This is a genomic window from Hahella sp. KA22, assembly GCF_004135205.1.
In the GTDB taxonomy this organism is placed as follows: domain Bacteria; phylum Pseudomonadota; class Gammaproteobacteria; order Pseudomonadales; family Oleiphilaceae; genus Hahella.
In genome coordinates, this window is the sequence record NZ_CP035490.1 from 4,982,496 (window position 1) to 4,999,583 (window position 17,088).

Consider the following 17,088-nt stretch of genomic DNA (forward strand, 5'->3'; position numbering starts at 1 on the left):
TCGCCTATTCCGCGATTCGCACTACCGCTTTTCCCACCAACCTGCGCTCCGCCATATCAGAGATGGCCTGCGCCGCCTGCTCGAACGGATACACTTTGCTGACCCGGGGCTGCAGGCGGCCCTCTTGCATCCACTGGAACATGCGTTGGAAATTCTGCAGATTGTCCTGCGGCTGGCGTTGCGTAAAAGCGCCCCAGAATACACCCACTACCTCACACCCTTTCAGCAGGGTCAGATTGGCAGGCAGCTTGGGAATCTCGCCACTGGCGAAGCCGACGACCAGATGTCGACCACCCCAGGCCATAGAGCGCAGCGCCTTATCCGTCAAAGCGCCGCCGACCGGGTCATAGACCACATCCACGCCACGCCCTTCCGTCATCGCTTTCATGGCTTCCTTCAAATCCGTTTCGGCGTAATTAATAGTCTCGTCCGCCCCCGCTTCCAGGGCCGCCGCCAGCTTTTCCGTTGAGCTGGCCGCAGCAATCACCTTAGCGCCCATGGCCTTGCCGATTTCCACCGCCGCCAGTCCAACGCCGCCGCCCGCGCCCAGCACCAACAGCGTTTCCCCGGCCTGTAGTCGGCCGCGTTGAGATAAAGCATGCATGGAGGTGCCGTAAGTCATGACGAATCCGGCTGCGACAATATCGTCTACGCCAGCAGGAACAGGGATCAGGTTGGATTCGGGAACCGCTACTTTTTCCGCAAAGCCGCCCCAGCCAGTCAGCCCCATGACGCGGTCGCCGGGCTTCAGTCGCTTCACTTTATCTCCCACCGCACTCACTACGCCGACGACTTCTCCGCCGGGACTGAAAGGCATGGGAGGCTGAAACTGGTATTTGCCCTGAATGATCAGGGTATCGGGAAAATTAAGGCCGGCGGCGCTAACGTCCACCAGAACGTCAACCCCACTTACTTTGGGCTCGACAGTGTCTTCAATGACCAGCGTATCCGCCGGCCCATGCTCTTTGCACAGCAGCGCGCGCATGATGATCCCCTTTATCTGATGAATAGATTCAACAACCGGGGTTTGATTTGCTCATTCTATGATTTTGTCGCCGAGTGAATCGGCGCGGCTCTTACGGCCTTGGGGAGTATGAATCAGGGAAGGTGGTAACTCAACCGCATTGACCTGGGCGCGGTTGAGTTCCAGGAAAGCGTTCGTGCATCTTGTCGCAGTGATAATCAGATTATTTGGTTGTCGATCATGAAACACAGGTTTTGTGCGCAGACAATCGCGGCGAAGGTTAGCAACGCCAAGCCATAACGCATGGTTTTCGATTGTGACGGCGCGTTAGAGGCGTTTTGAAGTTTCTCGCTCATAGCGTATCTCCTCTTGGGTACAGCAGTGATGTTCCGGTTAAGCGACTGCAGGACACTCAGACTGTTTCTGTCAGTTTAGTAACCGTTTTGTTGCAGTCGTTTTACATTTCACTCAAGAATTAAGCGGTTTATCTGCTAAAAAACCGTCAAAGCGTCGATCAAAAAATGACGAATTGTGGCAATGCGCCCCGCTTCTCTTGAGCAGAGAAATTCAGGCGTGCTCTAATAGCGCCATTCTTTGTCGATAGGTGTGAAATGACCCGCAGAATTGCCTTAGTTGAAGACGAGCCTCTGATCCGCGCCAATTACAGTGAAGCGTTGAAGAAACACGGCTATCAGGTGGAAACCTATGATTCCCGCCCCTCCGCCATGGAACGCTTTCGCGTGCAACTGCCGGACCTGGTGATCATTGATGTGGGTCTGGGTTCCGATGTGGAAGGTGGTTTTGAGCTGTGCCGCGAAGTGCGCGGACTGTCTTCCCAGGTCCCCATTATCTTTCTGACCGCCCGGGACAGTGAGTTCGATCAGATATCCGGACTGCGCCTGGGCGCTGATGATTATCTGACCAAAGACATCAGCATTCCCTATCTGCTCACCCGCATCGTCGCCCTGTTCCGCCGTCTCGACGCCTTGCAGGCGGCCAATCAGAAGCAGGACGAACTGATCACCCGTGGGCAGCTTAAACTCAACATCGACCGTATGCAGGCTTTCTGGAACGATGAGCCCATCATGCTGACGGTCACCGAGTTCTGGATCGTGCATGCGCTGTCGCGTCACCCCGGGCATGTTAAGAACCGCACCCAATTGATGGACGCCGCCAACGCCGTTCTCGACGACAGCACCATCACCTCGCATATCAAACGCATCCGCAAAAAATTCCAGGCGGTGGACCCGGATTTCCGGGCGATTAACACCGCCTACGGCATGGGATACCGCTGGGATTCGACACAACCTTAGGCTGACGCATGAAACTACGTCGCCAGCTTATCCTGATCGCCTGCGTCATGCTGTTGCTGCCGTGGGCGGTCATTCAGTTCGCCAAGCAGATAGAACAGAGCCTGCGGGAATCCCAACAGCAGAATCATATCCAGTTAGCGGGCTTTATCGCCTCTCTGCTGCGTCCGGAATGGCCGACGCCGGCTTCGATGGGCGGCCGCATTCTCAACGTGCGCCAGTATGATACGCCTATCTATCTCGACGGTTATCAGGACGACTGGGCGGAAATTCCCGCCTTGTCGGGTCCGAAACCGGATTCCATCCGCGCGGTCAAGGCCGCCACCGACGGGCAGGATCTGTATCTGTTGGTCGCCGCCAATGACGCATCCATTCAATACCGACAGCCCAGCGCCCGCAGCCAACCAGCGGACCATTTCGAACTGATTACCGGCTATCTCGCCGGCGGCAAGGCGGTGACAATGCTGGAAACGGAAGGGCCTGGACAAATCAAAGCCCGTCTGGCGGGGTCATGGACCAGCGTGAATGGGATGTGGCAGGAAGACGGTCCTGGCTTCATCCTGGAATTGCGCATTCCCCTCGCCTCCTTGCAGGACGGCTTCAGCCTGCGCTGGATCGACATAGACAAATCCGCCGCCTGGGTGTTCAACCGTAATACGCTGGATGTTCTGGGCAGCGACGCTGAGCCCATGTTGTTGAACTTCGCGCCGCCGGCTCTGATTCACAGGGCTCAGGAATTAACCCCTGAATACACCCGTTTACGCTTGACCGACGCTCAGGGCGCAACCCTGTTGGAATACGACAACGACCTGATGCGCTACATTGGCATGCAGGACGATGTCTGGCGTATGGCTATGCGCCGCCTGCTGCGCTGGGCGGTGGATGGCGTTTCACAGACGTCGGAGTCGCAGCCCCTCGCCGCCGACGCGCCACGCTCCACCTGGGACGCCAGCGCCACTTCGGAACTCGCCAATTTGATTACCCGCTATCCCGTTAAAAACGAAGCCGGGAAATTATTGGGCTGGGTGCAGTTGGAGCAACGCACGCCGCAAATCGCCGCCGTAGCCAATGACGCCTTGTTCGCCGCAGTCGGCGGCTCTGTGGCGCTGTTGATCATCATCATGCTCATCTTGTTTGGCTACGCCTCCTGGCTGTCATGGCGCATCACGCATTTGAGCAAGGGGATCGTTTCCGCGCTGGATACTGAGACCAAGTTCAGCGGCCGCTTCCAGGCCTCACGGCTGCCGGATGAGCTGGGCGACCTGTCGCGCAGCTTCAGCGAAATGCTGACCCAATTGCGCAGTTATTCAGAATACATGGAGTCCTTCGCCAGTAAGCTGACCCATGAATGCCGCACGCCGCTGGCTATCGTCAGCTCTTCCCTGCAATTACTGGAAAGCGCCGACAACGAGCAGGAAAAGCAGGAGTATCTGGGCCGCGCCCGCGCGGGCGCCGAACGCATCAGCGCCCTGCTTACCGCCATGCGGCAGGCGTCACGCCTGGAAGCTACGATTCAGTCGCAAAGCCTTGAAACATTTGACCTGAGCGAGCTGATCAGTGAGTTGCAGCAGTCTTACCGCCCTCTTGTGGAGCCGCGCCGTCTGGAGCTTGAATTGCCGGAAGCGCCCATTGTGGCGGACATTTCCGCCGAGCTAATCGCCCAGGCGGTGGACAAATTGCTGGAGAACGCCAGGGACTTTACCGCGCCGGACGGGGCCATTTACATCGGTGTCGAAGAAACTAAACAGGAGCACTGGATCTACGTTGAAAACGAAGGCGATCCCATTCCGGAAGACATCAAGGAGAAGCTGTTTACGCCGTTTATGAGCGTGCGCCAGGACGGCGGACAGGAACTACACCTGGGCTTGGGGCTGGTCATCGTCAAACTGATCGCCGAGTTCCATCAGGCGCGGATCAAAGTGGAGAACACCGCTCGCGGCGTGCGCTTCGCTATTGGGCTGCCCCGTTCGTGAGCTCTAAGCTTAAGCGCGGATTTCCCGGCAACGGGCGGGTAAACGCAGTGTAAAGCAGCTGCCTTTGTGCAGCTGCGACTTGACGCTGACCCCGCCGCCCATCTGCTCGATCAACGCCCGCACAATACTGAGCCCCAGCCCGGTGCCCGCTACGGCCTGACGGCCGGAAGGCGGGGCCTGGAAAAACTTATCGAAGATGCGCGCCTGATCTATCTCACTGATCCCCACGCCTTCATCCACGACATCAATAAACACCTCGCCGCCGCCAGACAGTCGACTGCGAATCGTCACCCTCCCCTGCGTGGGAGAGAACTTGACCGCATTGGAAATCAGATTGCTCATCACCTGTTGGAAACGGCGCTTGTCCACCCCGACGATAACGTCCCCGGCGCCGTGCTCAAGCTGCATTGATACATTATGGGCTTTGGCGTAGGGCCCATTCATGCTCAGCGCCTGCTCCAGCTCGGCCAGCAGCTGGGTTTCCTCCAACGCCATGTCCACATGGCCCGCTTCCAGCTTCTCGATATCGAGAATATCGTTCACCAGCGCCAGTAGACGCTCACTGTTGTTAGAGGCGATCGACAACAGCTTCGCCGACTGTTCGTTCAGCTCTGGCCCCAAGGTCGCGGAGAGCAGTCCCAAAGCGCCTTTTATGGAGGTCAGCGGCGTGCGCAACTCATGGCTGACCACCGACACGAACTCTTTCTTCATGACCTCTGCGCGCTTGCGATCAGAAATATCCGCCACACTGCCAACCCACCTCATTGCGTCGCCCATTTCCATCTGACGGAAGCTGAGTTGCGCAGGAAATGACTCGCCGTTGCTCCTGACCAGCTCCACCTCCAGACGATGAATGCCGTCCCTAATCTCGGCGTCGCCTTCCTGTCCACGCTGCAATAACTCCAGCAGAGGCGCATCATTTTTCAGCCATTGAGAAAAGTGAGCGCCAGTCAGCTGCTCGCTGGAGACCTGCAACATTTCTTTCATCGCCTGATTGGCGGCTTCAATCACGCCTTCCGCATTTACCGTCACAATCCCTTCGACAACCGCTTGCAGAATAGAAGTGAGATAGGCCTCCTGATGGGCGTTCATATGCGAAAGCTCCGCCAGGCGCAGCATATGCAGCTCTCTTTCCACCCAACCGGCCAAATCCTGCAAGCGCTGTAGTTGTTCCTGATTAAAACGTCGGGGGCGGACATCAATCAGACAGAGCGTGCCGATACGGTTGGTTTCATCCAGACTCAGCGGAGCGCCGGCGTAAAAGCGAATATGGGGTGGTCCAGTGACCAGGGGGTTATCGGAAAACCTGGGGTCTTTCAGGGCATTGGGCACATAGAGCACGTCGCGCTGTAAAATGGCGTGCCCGCAAAATGATATATTGCGACCCGTTTCCGACGCGCTAAGCCCCACTTTCGATTTGAACCACTGACGGTCGGCGTCGACCAGCGACACCAGCGCAACGGGCACATTAAACAGAGAAGCCGCCAGCTTGGTGATGCGGTCAAAGCGCTGCTCCGGCTCTGTGTCCAGAATGCACAGCGAGCGCAGACAGACAAGCCGTTGCGATTCATTCTCCGGGATGATGGGGTCCTGCATAAACCATACGCGCCATTGGCGAAGATAAAGTCAGCTTTCGCGGTTCCGCGTGCTGCTGAAAACCGCCCTCCCTTGATAAAGATAGCAGCCCGGGAAGGAATATCATCCTCCCCGTACTCGCCAGCGCCTGGAAAACTGAGGAACGCGAGGGCGTTTATTGCAGTTTGCGCATCTTCTCCGCATTCGGACGTAATACCACGCCACGTTCGGTGACAATGGCGTCGATCAGCTCCGCCGGGGTTACATCGAAGACAGGGTTGAAGGCGTTGGCTTTTTCCGGGGCCAACGGGATTCCCTGCACGAACTTCAGCTCATCGGAAGTGCGCTCTTCAATGGGAATGTCAGCGCCGCTGAACAGTTCGAAGTCAATGGTGCTGGACGGCGCCGCCACCATGAATTTGACGCCATGATGACGCGCCAGCACCGCCAGTCCATATGTGCCGATCTTATTGGCGACGTCGCCGTGAGCGGTAATGCGGTCGGCGCCGACAATCACCCATTTCACCGCGCAGGTTTTCATGACATGCGCCGCAGCGGAATCGGCGATCAGTTTGACGGGGATATCGTCCTGACATAACTCCCAGGCGGTCAGTCTGGCGCCTTGCAGCCAGGGGCGGGTTTCATCCGCAAACACTTCCGTCACCAGATCGCGACGGTAGGCTGAGCGAATCACACCCAGTGCTGTGCCATAGCCGCCAGTGGCCAGACTGCCGGTGTTGCAATGCGTCAACAACGCGCCGCGACCGCTTTCTGCGATCAAATCAGCGCCCAACTCACCCATGGTCAGGTTGGCCTGCAGGTCTTCTTCATGGATACGCGTCGCCTCTTCCACCAGCAGCGGGAACAGATCCGTAGCGGCAGATCCGTCAATCAGATCCCGCATGCGACGCAGCGCCCAGAATAAATTCACCGCCGTCGGTCTCGAATCCGCCAGCGTTTCCAGAGCGCGATGCATGCGATCCCGGTCGGAACTGAACTCCGCCGCCGCCAACGCCACGCCATAGGCCGCCGCGATTCCGATCGCCGGCGCGCCGCGCACCACCATCTGGCGGATGGCGTCAGCCACTTCAACGTGAGTGACGCAGTGAACATACGCTTCCTGCAGCGGCAGTTTGCGTTGATCTAGCAGAATAAGTTGATTGTTCGCCCAGCGAATGGCGGAAACGGAAGATTGCGACATGTGGCGCGCCCCAATAAGTTGATCAAATGGTCAGAAAACGGAACCGGGCGAAAATCTGCTGGTCCGGGCCGGCATTATACGTCATTTAAGCCCTGCGCCCTACTTATCCCCTTGTATTATAGGTATACTTGGGCGCTGATTTTGAATAGATATAGGAAGTGTAGCTGTGGCTCAAGAAAGCGTTGATTTATTGATAAATGCGCGTTGGGTTATCCCCGTCAGACCAGCGGGAGTCGTTCTTGAAAACGCCTCCGTCGCCGTATCCGAAGGCAAAATTGTAGGCGTTTGCGACGCCGCCGAGGCGACAGCGCGTTTCGCCGCCAAAGAAACGGTCGACCTGCCCAACCACGTCGTGGCGCCCGGCCTGATCAACACCCACGGCCACTTGGCCATGTCCCTGTTCCGCGGCATGGCGGACGACCTGCCTTTGATGGAGTGGCTGAGCCACCATATCTGGCCCGCGGAAGGCAAATGGGTCAGCGACGAATTCGTTCGCGACGGCTCCAAACTGGCCATGGCGGAAATGCTGTTGGGCGGCACCACCACTTTCAGCGACATGTATTTCTATCCGGATGCCGTGGCCGAAGAAGCAACCCGTCTCGGCATGCGCTGCCAGATCGTGTTTCCGGTCATCGACTTCCCGGTTCCCGGCGCAGCGACGGCGGAAGAGTCCATCCACAAAGGCCTGGCCCTGCACGACGAATACAAGCACAGCGACTTGGTGCGCATCGGCTTCGGCCCTCATGCGCCTTACACTGTGTCCGACGACAAGTTCGAGCAGGTAGTGACGCTGGCTAACCAGCTGGATATGCCTGTACAGGTGCACCTCCACGAAACCGCTGGCGAAGTGCAGGAAGGCCTGGAAAAAACCGGCAAGCGCCCCACCGAACGTTTATACGAGCTGGGCCTGCTGACGCCGAACACGCAATGCGTGCATATGACCCAAATAAACGATCGTGATCTGGAAATTCTGCAGGAAACCGGAGCGCATGTGGTTCACTGCCCGGAATCCAACCTGAAGCTGGCCAGCGGTTTCTGTCCTCTGGACCGTCTGCTGAAAGCTGGAGTGAACGTAGCTCTCGGCACCGACGGCGCCGCCAGCAACAACGACCTGGACATGCTGGGCGAACTGCAAACCGCAGCCATGCTGGCGAAAGCCGTGGCCCAGGACGCCGCCGCCGTCAGCGCATTCCAGGCGCTGGAAATCGCCACTATCAACGGCGCCAAGGCGCTGGGCATGGAATCCGTCACCGGCTCTCTGGAAGCTGGCAAGTGGGCGGACATCATGGCGGTAGACCTGAGCGGCATCGAAGTACAGCCGGTGTATCACGTCGCCTCTCATCTGGCTTATTCCACCAAATCCAGCCAGGTCAGCCATGTCTGGACCTCCGGCGTGGCCCAGGTGAAAGAGCAGAAGCTGATCAATATGGACGTCCGCGAACTACGGACCAAGGTAGACGCCTGGCGCGAGAGAATCGCCAATACCGCCGAAGCCAATTAAAATAGCCCGCCGAAGCGAACGCATGGGGCCGCATCCCGGCCCCTTCCGACCAATTCAGAGGAAACGGATACATGACTCCCGTTGAGAACGTCGATCTGAGTGAAGTGAAAAAGTTTGAGGATCTCGCCCACCGCTGGTGGGATGCGGAAAGCGAATTCAAACCCCTGCATGAGATCAACCCGCTGCGGCTCGACTTTATTGACGAGCGCGCCGCCCTGCCCGGCAAGAGAGTGTTGGACGTAGGCTGCGGCGGCGGCATTCTCAGCGAGAGCATGGCGCGACGCGGCGCACATGTGGTCGGCATCGACATGGGTGAAGCGCCGTTATCTGTAGCGCGCCTGCACGGACTGGAGTCTGGCGTCAGCGTGGATTATCGCCGCACCACTATCGAGGAGCTGGCGGAAGCCGAAGCGGAGTCATTTGACGTGGTGACCTGCATGGAAATGCTGGAGCATGTTCCCGATCCGGCCTCAGTCATCGCCGCCTGCGCTCGCGTCGCCAAGCCCGGCGCCGACCTGTTCTTCTCCACCATCAACCGCAACCCCAAGTCCTTCTTGTTTGCAATCGTTGGTGCGGAATACGTACTGAAAATGCTGCCGCGAGGCACCCATGAGTGGAAGAAGTTCATCAAGCCCAGTGAGCTGGCGGCCTGGTTGCGTCGCACCGATCTCGATCTGTGCGAAATGCGGGGCATGACCTACAACCCGTTGCTGAAAGAATACAAGCTGGGCGACGACGTGGACGTCAACTATCTCATGCACGCGGTCAAACCGCTCAAGGACGCCTGATGACGGATTCGCGACTTTACCGCCCGGAGGCCGTGTTTTTCGATCTCGACGGCACCCTGATCGACACCGCCCCCGACTTCTTTCGGGTGATGAACATGCAACGCAGTCAGCGCGGCATGCCCGACATGGCGTACGAAGCAGTGCGTAAAACGGTGTCCGACGGCGCCCGCGCCATGGTGAAACTGTCTTTCGCCATGGAAGAGACGGACGCAGATTTTGAGCCGCTGCGTCAGGAGCTGCTGGACCTGTATTTGCGCCACATCGCCGTCGACAGCCGCCTGTTCGCAGGCTTTGAAGCGCTACTGACGTTGATGGAAGGCCAAGGAATTCACTGGGGGGTCATCACCAACAAACCCAGGTTGTACAGCGAAGCGCTGCTGAAAGCGTTAGGCCTGAGCTCCCGCATGGCCGCGCTGGTGTGTCCCGACGACGTCTCCCGCACCAAGCCGGACCCCGAGCCCATGTTGCTGGCTTCTCGCCTGGCTGATTGCGACCCGCAGAAATGCTGGTATGTCGGCGATCATATACGCGACATTCAGGCGGGCGCTAATGCCGGCATGCTCACCATCGCCGCCGCTTACGGCTATCTGGATGAGCCCGAGGCCGCCCTGGCCTGGAATGCGGACCACGTGGCGCACTCCGTGGAGGATGTCGCCGCCCTGCTGAAACAAGTGCTTTGATTTCCCCTCGGGCGTTATAATCGAAAGTCACTGCACACTAAAGACAGATCACGACGAGAGAAAACACGCATTATGTATTCCTACCAAGCCCCCGCCGACCTTCTACACGACCGCGTCATCCTGATCACAGGCGCGGGTGCGGGAATTGGCCGCGCGGCGGCGAAGACCTTCGCCCGACACGGCGCCACCATCATTCTCAGCGGCCGCACCACCAAGAAGCTGGAAGACGTCTACGATGAAATCGAAGCGGAAGGCGGTCCGAAACCAGCGATTTTTCCCGTCAATCTGGAAGGCGCGGTGGCGAAGGATTATGACGATCTGGCCAACGCCATCCGTGAAGAATTCGGCCGACTGGACGGGCTGCTGCATAACGCCGCCATCCTGGGTCATCGCACCCCGCTGGAGCATTATGATCCGGACAGCTGGACCCGTGTGATGCAAGTAAACGCTATGGCGCCCTTCCTGTTGACCCGCTCCCTGATGCCTGTGATCCGCGAGTCCGAAGACGCCTCGATCATTTTTACTTCCTCCAGTGTCGGCCGCAAAGGCAAAGCCTACTGGGGCGCTTACGCCGTCTCCAAATTCGCTGTTGAAGGCATGATGCAGGTGCTGGCGGACGAACTGGATGACGCAGACAAACGCATTCGCGTCAACAGCGTCAATCCCGGCGCCACCCGCACCGCCATGCGCGCACTGGCCTATCCGGCGGAAGACGCCACGAAAAACCCAACGCCTGAAGAGATCATGAACGTCTATCTTTATCTGATGGGTAAAGACAGTATTGGCGTTACCGGTCAGGCATTCAACGCACAAGGCGACTGATCTTACAGCTGTATTTCACGCCTTAATCAAAGTCTGCGCCAATGCGCAGCGGAGAAGGAGCGATGAGCAACACAGCAAAATGGACAATCTTTGTTATCGCCGCAGGCCTCAGCGCCTGCGGCAGCACGCCTCCAGCGGAACTTGGGGCCCATGACGGACGTCTGATGTCCTGCCCCGAGAGTCCCAACTGCGTCAGCAGTTTCAGCGATCCTAACGACGCTGAGCATTTCATTACACCCCTTTACAACGACAAGGCGACGCTGATGTGGGAGCGACTGCCCACTGTTCTGGAAAACGCTGGCAATATCCGCATCACCCAACGCAAACCGAATTACATCCGCGCGGAAGCCACGTCATTCGTCTTCCGTTTTGTGGACGATGTGGAGTTTCTATTGGATCGGCAGGCAGGAGTGATACATCTGCGCTCGGCGTCCCGGCTGGGCTATAGGGACTTCGGCGTCAATCGGGAGCGGATGGAGGAAATCAAGGCGGCGTTACTTAGCGAGTAACGCCGCCGACGGGTGGGCTATTGCACCAGCTGGTCAATCACCAGATTGAGCGGCTCGCTTTGCGCGCGCAATTGAATCGGGCCTACGACGCCCTGCAGGTCGCCGGGCTGAGGTTGCGGCGAACCGGATTTGGATACGCGCGCCACGACTTCCACCGTCTCAGCGGAGGACAGCTTCGCCATTGGCCCCATGGCCATGGAGTCATCCAAAGTGACGCTGACAGGCAGTTCGCCCACGGTTTTACGCACCACCGCTAACGGCATACGCGTACCGTCCGCTGGGCGCGCAAGGATAAATACGGTATCGCCGGGCTCAGCCTTGCCTTTCAGACCTTCGCCCAGACTGACTTGCAGTTGCAAACTGGCCCCGCCCGCCGCCTGCGCGGGTTGCTGGTTCCCCTGCTCCGCCGCCAGTTGCTCCGCTCTCGCTACGCCATTGCGAATCGCAGCGGCGTTAGGGTCATTTGGATTCAGCTCAATAATGCGACGCCAGAACTTAGCGGCTTCGGCGTAACGTTGCTCCTGGAACGCCGCCACGCCAAGAATACTCAGTGAACTACCTTCGTTGGGGTCGGTTTTCAGGGCCTGCTCCAGAGCCGCCCTGACCGGAGCGCTCAAACGTCCTTCCTTGAAGAACAGCGCCTGCGCGCGCAATCCGTGAGCGCCAGCGGGGTTTTCACCTTCCGCCGCAAGCAACTCCGCCAGGTGGCGAAACGCTTCTTCCGCTTCCGCATAGCGCTGCATGGTCATCAAAGAGCGCCCCAATAGCGCCCAGCCTTCGACATGGTCCGGCTGCTCCAAAAGACGATCACGCAAACGACGCAGAATTTCTTCCGGATCATTACCGGCCAAAGCCAGCTGCAGGCGAGTCTCTTTCATCCACTCCACCTGACGCAGGCCTTTATAATCGCCAACCTGCTGATACATCAAAAGCGCCGTCACCGGCACCCCCACAACCACCAGAACCAGCACCAGAATCTGGCGCATGCGGCTGCTGCGATACGTGGTGTTCTGCGCGCCCGGCTCCGCGTCGTTCAACAGTGACTTTTCCAACTCGATATGCAGATGATGAAACTCCGCATCGCTGATTTGTCCGGCTTTCAGCTCCGCACGCAACTCCGTCAACCGGTCTTCGAACAACGCCACGTTAGCGGTGTCGCGACGGGCGCCAGCGCCTTGCGAGCCGGATTTCAGGATGGACAACAAAGGAACGGCGATGATCGCTATCGCCATAACCGCCAGAAGGACGATAGCCAGCCAGAATACTGTCATTCGGAGTGCCTGTTATTTCTGCTCAGATTCTTCGGAAGAGGTTTGCTGCAACAAGGCGCGCAAGCGCGCCTGCTCTTCATCGCTCAACTCAGTGGACTCTCCCAGAGAGCGACGCCTGCGGCGAGCGACGTACAACAAAATAGATAAGCCCAGGGTCACCACCGTCACCGGTCCCAACCACAAAGCAGCGGTTTGCGCGTTCAGCCGCGGCCGATACAACACGAAATCGCCATAACGGGCCACCATGAAGTCAACGATGTCATCATCGCTCTTCCCTTCTTCAATCATTCGATGCACTTCACGACGTAAATCTTTGGCGATGGGCGCCGTGGAGTCGGAGATATTCTGGTTTTGACACAGAGGACAGCGCAGCTCGTACGTCAGCGTCTGATAACGCTCACGACCTTCATCACTGCTGAATTGGTAATCATCAATCGCCCAGGCGGCAGCGGACATCCACAGCGCAGCCAGGCAAATCAGTAATCGTTGCGCGATCATGAACCAGGCTCCTCAACCGCGTTGGCGTTCGCCACCTTCAAATTACGCAGCATCGGCGCCAGAGTCTCCCGCCAGACTTTTTCGTTTACTACACCCACATGGCGATAACGAATCACGCCAGCGGCGTCGATCACATAGGTCTCAGGCGCGCCATACACGCCCAGATCCAGCCCCAGACGACCTTCCTGGTCGAAAATCACAAAGCGATAAGGGTCCTGCAGCGTCTCAAGCCACTTCTTCGCCGCATCACGATCGTCTTTGTAGTTCAAGCCAATGATCGGAACGTTGTATTCCCTGGCCAGTTTAAGCAAATAGGGGTGCTCAACCCGACAGGAAGGACACCAAGTCGCCCAGACATTGAGCAGCATGGGCTCGCCCTTGAGGTCCGCTGGGGTTAACTCCCGCCCAGGGTTGTACAGCTCGCCCAGCTTAAACGTCGGCACAGGTTGATCCTTGCGCGCCAGCTCCAGCTTGGAGGGATCGTTGTCCATGTTCTGATTAAACAGGATGACTACTGCAACAAACGCCAGCAGTGGGACAAATAAGAATAACCGCTTCATCACGCCTGCTGTCCTCCGAGCGCATCAGCGTCGCCACGGGGCTGCGCCTGTGCGTCGCCGCTGTCCATGGCTTCCGCCGCTGACAGTTTGCGTTTCAGCTTGATGCGATAACGCCTGTCCGCCACCGCCAGGAAACCGCCCCAAGCCATAAATACGCCACCCAGCCACAGCCAGCGCACGAAAGGCTTATATTGGACGCGCATGGTCCAGGACTCATCTCCCAGAGATTCCCCTAAAGAAACGTAGAGATCCCGGAACAGGCCAGGATCGATGCCCGCTTCCGTCATCACATTACCGGATACCTGATAGCGGCGTTTTTCCGGATGCAGAACATGCAGCACATCGCCGTCACTGTCGAGAATTGAGACGGTTGCGCGATCACCAATAAAATTGGGGCCGCGACGCTGGGTTTCTTCATCGAAACGGAAAGTAAAGCCCGACAGCTCAACCGACTGCCCTGGCGCCAGGCGTACGTCCCGCTCCACGGTGTATTGCGACACCATCGTGGCGCCGACGATGGACACCGCCAGGCCCAGATGCCCCAGCACCATGCCTTTGTAGCTCCGCGAAGTGCGCAGCCAGCCGCGCATACGTCCCTGCGAGAAGGCGCTTTTGAGCCAGGCGTCGCGCAGAGTCGCAGCAAACAACCAAACAGCGATGAAAACACCAATAACCGCCATCAAATGGATCTCCCCGTACATCCAGGGAACCACAACGGAGGCTACGGCGCTGATCACCAGAAACATAGGGACAGGACCAAGCAACTGCGCCGCCTTGGTGTCTTTCCAGTGACTGTACATGCCCACTCCCATCACGATGACCAACAAGGGTACCAGCAGGGAGAACATCAAATTGAAATAGGGAGCGCCAACGGAAATTTCCTTATCCATCCATTCCGCCACCAGCGGAGCCAGGGTGCCGATCAATACTGTCAGCATGGCGACCACGAGAATAATGTTATTGACCAGCAGGAATACTTCCCGAGAGGTTTCGCTGAAGCCAATGCGGCTTTTCACAACTGGCGCGCGCAAAGCGTACAGCAGCAGCGAGCCGCCAATCACCACGCCCAGCATCATCAGTACGAAGCGTCCCCGTTCAGGGTCCGCAGCGAAAGCGTGGACGGATGTCAAAATGCCGGAGCGAACCAGGAAGGTCCCCAGCAGACTGAGTGAGAAGGCGAATATCGCCAGCAAAACCGTCCAACTCTTGAAAACACCGCGTTTTTCCGTCGCCGCCAAAGAGTGCATCAAAGCCGTGCCCGCTAACCAGGGCATAAAGGATGCGTTCTCCACCGGGTCCCAGAACCACCAGCCGCCCCAGCCCAGCTCATAGTAGGCCCACCAGCTGCCCAAGGCGATGCCCAAGGTAAGGAAGGCCCAGGCCACTGTCGTCCAGGGACGCGACCAGCGCGCCCAGGCTGCGTCCAGGCGACCGCCCATCAGCGCAGCCACCGCAAATGCGAAAGCAACGGAGAAGCCGACATAACCCATGTAAAGCATGGGCGGATGCACAATCAGACCGAAATCCTGCAGCAATGGATTCAGGTCAGCGCCGTCCTGCGGCGAATTCGGCAGGTAGCGCAAGAAGGGATTGGAAGTCATCAAGATGAACAACATAAAGCCGATGCTGATCATGCCCATGACGCCCAAAACGCGCGCCACCATTTCCAGCGGCAGTTGCTTGCTGAACTTGGCCACGGCGGCGGTCCAGCCAGTCAATATCAACGCCCACAATAACAATGAGCCTTCATGACCGCCCCAAACGGCGCTGAATTTGTAATACCAGGGCAATAGACTATTGGAGTGGCCCGCCACGTAGCGGACGCTGAAATCGTCCCGCAAAAAGCTGGCGGTCAATGCGGCGAACGCCACAATCGCCATCAGAAACTGGGCGCCCGCGAGAGGGCGAGACAAGCGCATCCAAAGACGGTCGCCAATCCAGGCCCCGGTGACGGGTACGAACGCCAACAGGATAGCGAAGCAAAAACTTAAAATCAGTGCGAAGTGACCCAGCTCAGCAATCATACGTCATTCCTTCAGTAAGTCTGTGCGGGCGCGGCGTCCTGCGCCTTATCGAGCGCGCGCTGCACTTGCGGCGGCATGTATTTTTCGTCGTGCTTGGCCAGCACTTCTTCCGCCTGGAAAACGCCCTGAGCGTCCAGTTTGCCGGTGGCGACGATGCCCTGCCCTTCTCTGAAGAGGTCTGGCAGGATGCCGGTGTATTTGACGTCGACGTTGTTGTTGTAGTCCGTCACAGTGAAAGCGACCGCCAGGGATTTCCCATCTCTGTTCACGCTGCCGTCAACCACCATACCGCCCACGCGAATGCTTTTGTCCACGGGAGCTGCGCCTTGCGCCACTTCGGTAGGATTGTAAAAGTGATTCACGTTGTTGCTGAGCGCGGTCATGATCAAACCGACGGTCGCGCTGACGCCAATCACCAGAAATGACACGATAATTAAACGCTGCTTGCGCTTGGGATTCATTGGGACGCCTTCTCCCTTCTATACTGCTGGGACAATCTTTTGACGAGGCTGCCGCGTTTTAGTTTCGGCGCAGCCAGGTTATACAGGAACACCAGTCCACCCGCGCCGTAAGCCAACCAGACGTACAGACCATGGCCGCCCATTGCGAAAAATTCATTGAGGCTGTCGAAGTTCATACTTTCCCCTCTTTCGCCAAGAGCTCGCGGACCCATAGGGTACGGCGTTCGCGTTCGATTATCTCATTACGACTTCGTAAGAAAAGCGAATAGCCGAAGAAGCAGTAGACGCCTATGACCATCACCAGCAACGGCGCCCACATTTCCACAGGCATGTCAGGCTTTTCCGTCAGTTTGAAAGTGGCGGGCTGATGCAGGGTGCGCCACCATTCCACCGAGTATTTGATGATAGGAATATTCACCACGCCTACCAGACTCAACACCGCCGCCGCTCGGCCCGCTGTGATTTTGTCTTCAATGGCGGCTTCCAGGGCGATGACGCCAAAGTACAGAAACAGCAATATCAACATGGCGGTGAGGCGCGCATCCCATTCCCACCAGGTTCCCCAGGTCGGCTTGCCCCAGACCGCGCCGGTAAATAAAGCGAGGAAACAAAAAGACGCGCCAATCGGCGCCGCGCATTTCAACACGACATCCGCCATTTTCATGCGCCAGACCAGACTGACGAAGCCGGCGACCGCCATGATCATATAACAAGACTGCGCCAGGATGGCCGCGGGCACGTGCAGATAGATAATGCGGAAGCTATTGCCCTGCTGATAATCCTGAGGCGCGAACGCCAGACCCCAGACGATGCCGACAGGCAGCAGAATCAAGGCGCCCCAACCGAGCCAGAACGACCACACTAAACTGCGCTCGTAAAACCATTTGGGCGAGCCCCATCGGTGAAACCACTGTTTAAATGCTTCCCACATAATCGCTTCTGTTATCTGTA

Annotated in this window: 18 protein-coding genes; 7 read left to right on the forward strand and 11 right to left on the reverse strand. The window is 57.9% G+C overall.

Annotated elements, in window-relative coordinates; translation table 11 throughout:
• Positions 1-4: 4 nt before the first annotated feature.
• Entirely contained in the window at positions 5-985 is a 981-nt protein-coding gene (locus EUZ85_RS21930) for an NADPH:quinone oxidoreductase family protein (protein ID WP_127971940.1), read from the reverse strand.
• Positions 986-1,182: 197 nt separating this feature from the next.
• On the reverse strand, positions 1,183-1,320 hold the full coding sequence (locus EUZ85_RS31245; protein WP_164887320.1) for a hypothetical protein: 138 nt from the start codon (positions 1,318-1,320) through the stop codon (positions 1,183-1,185).
• Between the two features lie 255 nt (positions 1,321-1,575).
• Between EUZ85_RS31245 and pdsR the strand changes: the two genes are divergently transcribed.
• Positions 1,576-2,277 (forward strand): proteobacterial dedicated sortase system response regulator, encoded by a 702-nt coding sequence (gene pdsR, locus EUZ85_RS21935; RefSeq protein WP_127971942.1) that lies wholly within the window; start codon positions 1,576-1,578, stop codon positions 2,275-2,277.
• Between the two features lie 8 nt (positions 2,278-2,285).
• Complete coding sequence (gene pdsS / locus EUZ85_RS21940; RefSeq protein ID WP_127971944.1) at positions 2,286-4,247, forward strand: proteobacterial dedicated sortase system histidine kinase; 1,962 nt, start codon at positions 2,286-2,288, stop codon at positions 4,245-4,247.
• Positions 4,248-4,256: 9 nt separating this feature from the next.
• Here the strand turns inward: pdsS and EUZ85_RS21945 are convergent, their stop codons facing one another.
• Positions 4,257-5,843: an ATP-binding protein gene (locus tag EUZ85_RS21945; RefSeq protein ID WP_127971946.1), complete on the reverse strand. Its 1,587-nt coding sequence runs from the start codon at positions 5,841-5,843 to the stop codon at positions 4,257-4,259.
• Between the two features lie 154 nt (positions 5,844-5,997).
• Positions 5,998-7,023, reverse strand: coding sequence for an S-methyl-5-thioribose-1-phosphate isomerase (mtnA, locus tag EUZ85_RS21950; RefSeq protein WP_127971948.1), 1,026 nt, complete (start codon positions 7,021-7,023; stop codon positions 5,998-6,000).
• Positions 7,024-7,189: 166 nt separating this feature from the next.
• Between mtnA and EUZ85_RS21955 the strand changes: the two genes are divergently transcribed.
• The 5 genes from EUZ85_RS21955 to EUZ85_RS21975 all read left to right on the forward strand — a co-directional run bounded on the left by EUZ85_RS21955 (position 7,190) and on the right by EUZ85_RS21975 (position 11,323).
• Positions 7,190-8,524: a TRZ/ATZ family hydrolase gene (locus tag EUZ85_RS21955; RefSeq protein WP_127971950.1), complete on the forward strand. Its 1,335-nt coding sequence runs from the start codon at positions 7,190-7,192 to the stop codon at positions 8,522-8,524.
• A gap of 71 nt (positions 8,525-8,595) precedes the next feature.
• Positions 8,596-9,312, forward strand: a complete 717-nt coding sequence (gene ubiG, locus EUZ85_RS21960) for a bifunctional 2-polyprenyl-6-hydroxyphenol methylase/3-demethylubiquinol 3-O-methyltransferase UbiG (protein WP_127971952.1) — start codon at positions 8,596-8,598, stop codon at positions 9,310-9,312.
• The gene (locus EUZ85_RS21965) at positions 9,312-9,992 is read left to right on the forward strand and encodes an HAD family hydrolase (RefSeq protein ID WP_127971954.1); all 681 of its coding nucleotides are present in this window, start codon (positions 9,312-9,314) and stop codon (positions 9,990-9,992) included. Before ubiG ends, EUZ85_RS21965 begins: the two co-directional genes overlap by 1 nt.
• Positions 9,993-10,064: 72 nt before the next feature.
• Complete coding sequence (locus EUZ85_RS21970) at positions 10,065-10,814, forward strand: YciK family oxidoreductase (RefSeq protein ID WP_127971956.1); 750 nt, start codon at positions 10,065-10,067, stop codon at positions 10,812-10,814.
• 62 nt (positions 10,815-10,876) lie between these two features.
• Positions 10,877-11,323: a DUF1499 domain-containing protein gene (locus EUZ85_RS21975; protein WP_127971958.1), complete on the forward strand. Its 447-nt coding sequence runs from the start codon at positions 10,877-10,879 to the stop codon at positions 11,321-11,323.
• A gap of 17 nt (positions 11,324-11,340) precedes the next feature.
• Here EUZ85_RS21975 and ccmI read toward each other — a convergent pair whose 3' ends face one another.
• The 7 genes from ccmI to EUZ85_RS22010 are packed head-to-tail and all read right to left on the reverse strand — an operon-like array spanning position 11,341 to position 17,068.
• Positions 11,341-12,594: a c-type cytochrome biogenesis protein CcmI gene (ccmI, locus tag EUZ85_RS21980; RefSeq protein ID WP_127971960.1), complete on the reverse strand. Its 1,254-nt coding sequence runs from the start codon at positions 12,592-12,594 to the stop codon at positions 11,341-11,343.
• 12 nt (positions 12,595-12,606) lie between these two features.
• Positions 12,607-13,092, reverse strand: coding sequence for a cytochrome c-type biogenesis protein (locus EUZ85_RS21985; RefSeq protein ID WP_127971962.1), 486 nt, complete (start codon positions 13,090-13,092; stop codon positions 12,607-12,609).
• Complete coding sequence (locus EUZ85_RS21990; RefSeq protein ID WP_127971964.1) at positions 13,089-13,652, reverse strand: DsbE family thiol:disulfide interchange protein; 564 nt, start codon at positions 13,650-13,652, stop codon at positions 13,089-13,091. The genes EUZ85_RS21985 and EUZ85_RS21990 overlap by 4 nt, the downstream gene beginning before the upstream one ends.
• Positions 13,652-15,676 (reverse strand): heme lyase CcmF/NrfE family subunit, encoded by a 2,025-nt coding sequence (locus tag EUZ85_RS21995; RefSeq protein ID WP_127971966.1) that lies wholly within the window; start codon positions 15,674-15,676, stop codon positions 13,652-13,654. Before EUZ85_RS21995 ends, EUZ85_RS21990 begins: the two co-directional genes overlap by 1 nt.
• An 11-nt stretch (positions 15,677-15,687) precedes the next feature.
• The gene (gene ccmE, locus EUZ85_RS22000) at positions 15,688-16,137 is read right to left on the reverse strand and encodes a cytochrome c maturation protein CcmE (RefSeq protein ID WP_127971968.1); all 450 of its coding nucleotides are present in this window, start codon (positions 16,135-16,137) and stop codon (positions 15,688-15,690) included.
• Positions 16,134-16,313 (reverse strand): heme exporter protein CcmD, encoded by a 180-nt coding sequence (ccmD, locus tag EUZ85_RS22005; RefSeq protein ID WP_127971970.1) that lies wholly within the window; start codon positions 16,311-16,313, stop codon positions 16,134-16,136. Before ccmD ends, ccmE begins: the two co-directional genes overlap by 4 nt.
• Entirely contained in the window at positions 16,310-17,068 is a 759-nt protein-coding gene (locus EUZ85_RS22010) for a heme ABC transporter permease (RefSeq protein ID WP_127971972.1), read from the reverse strand. The genes ccmD and EUZ85_RS22010 overlap by 4 nt, the downstream gene beginning before the upstream one ends.
• Positions 17,069-17,088: the final 20 nt, after the last annotated feature.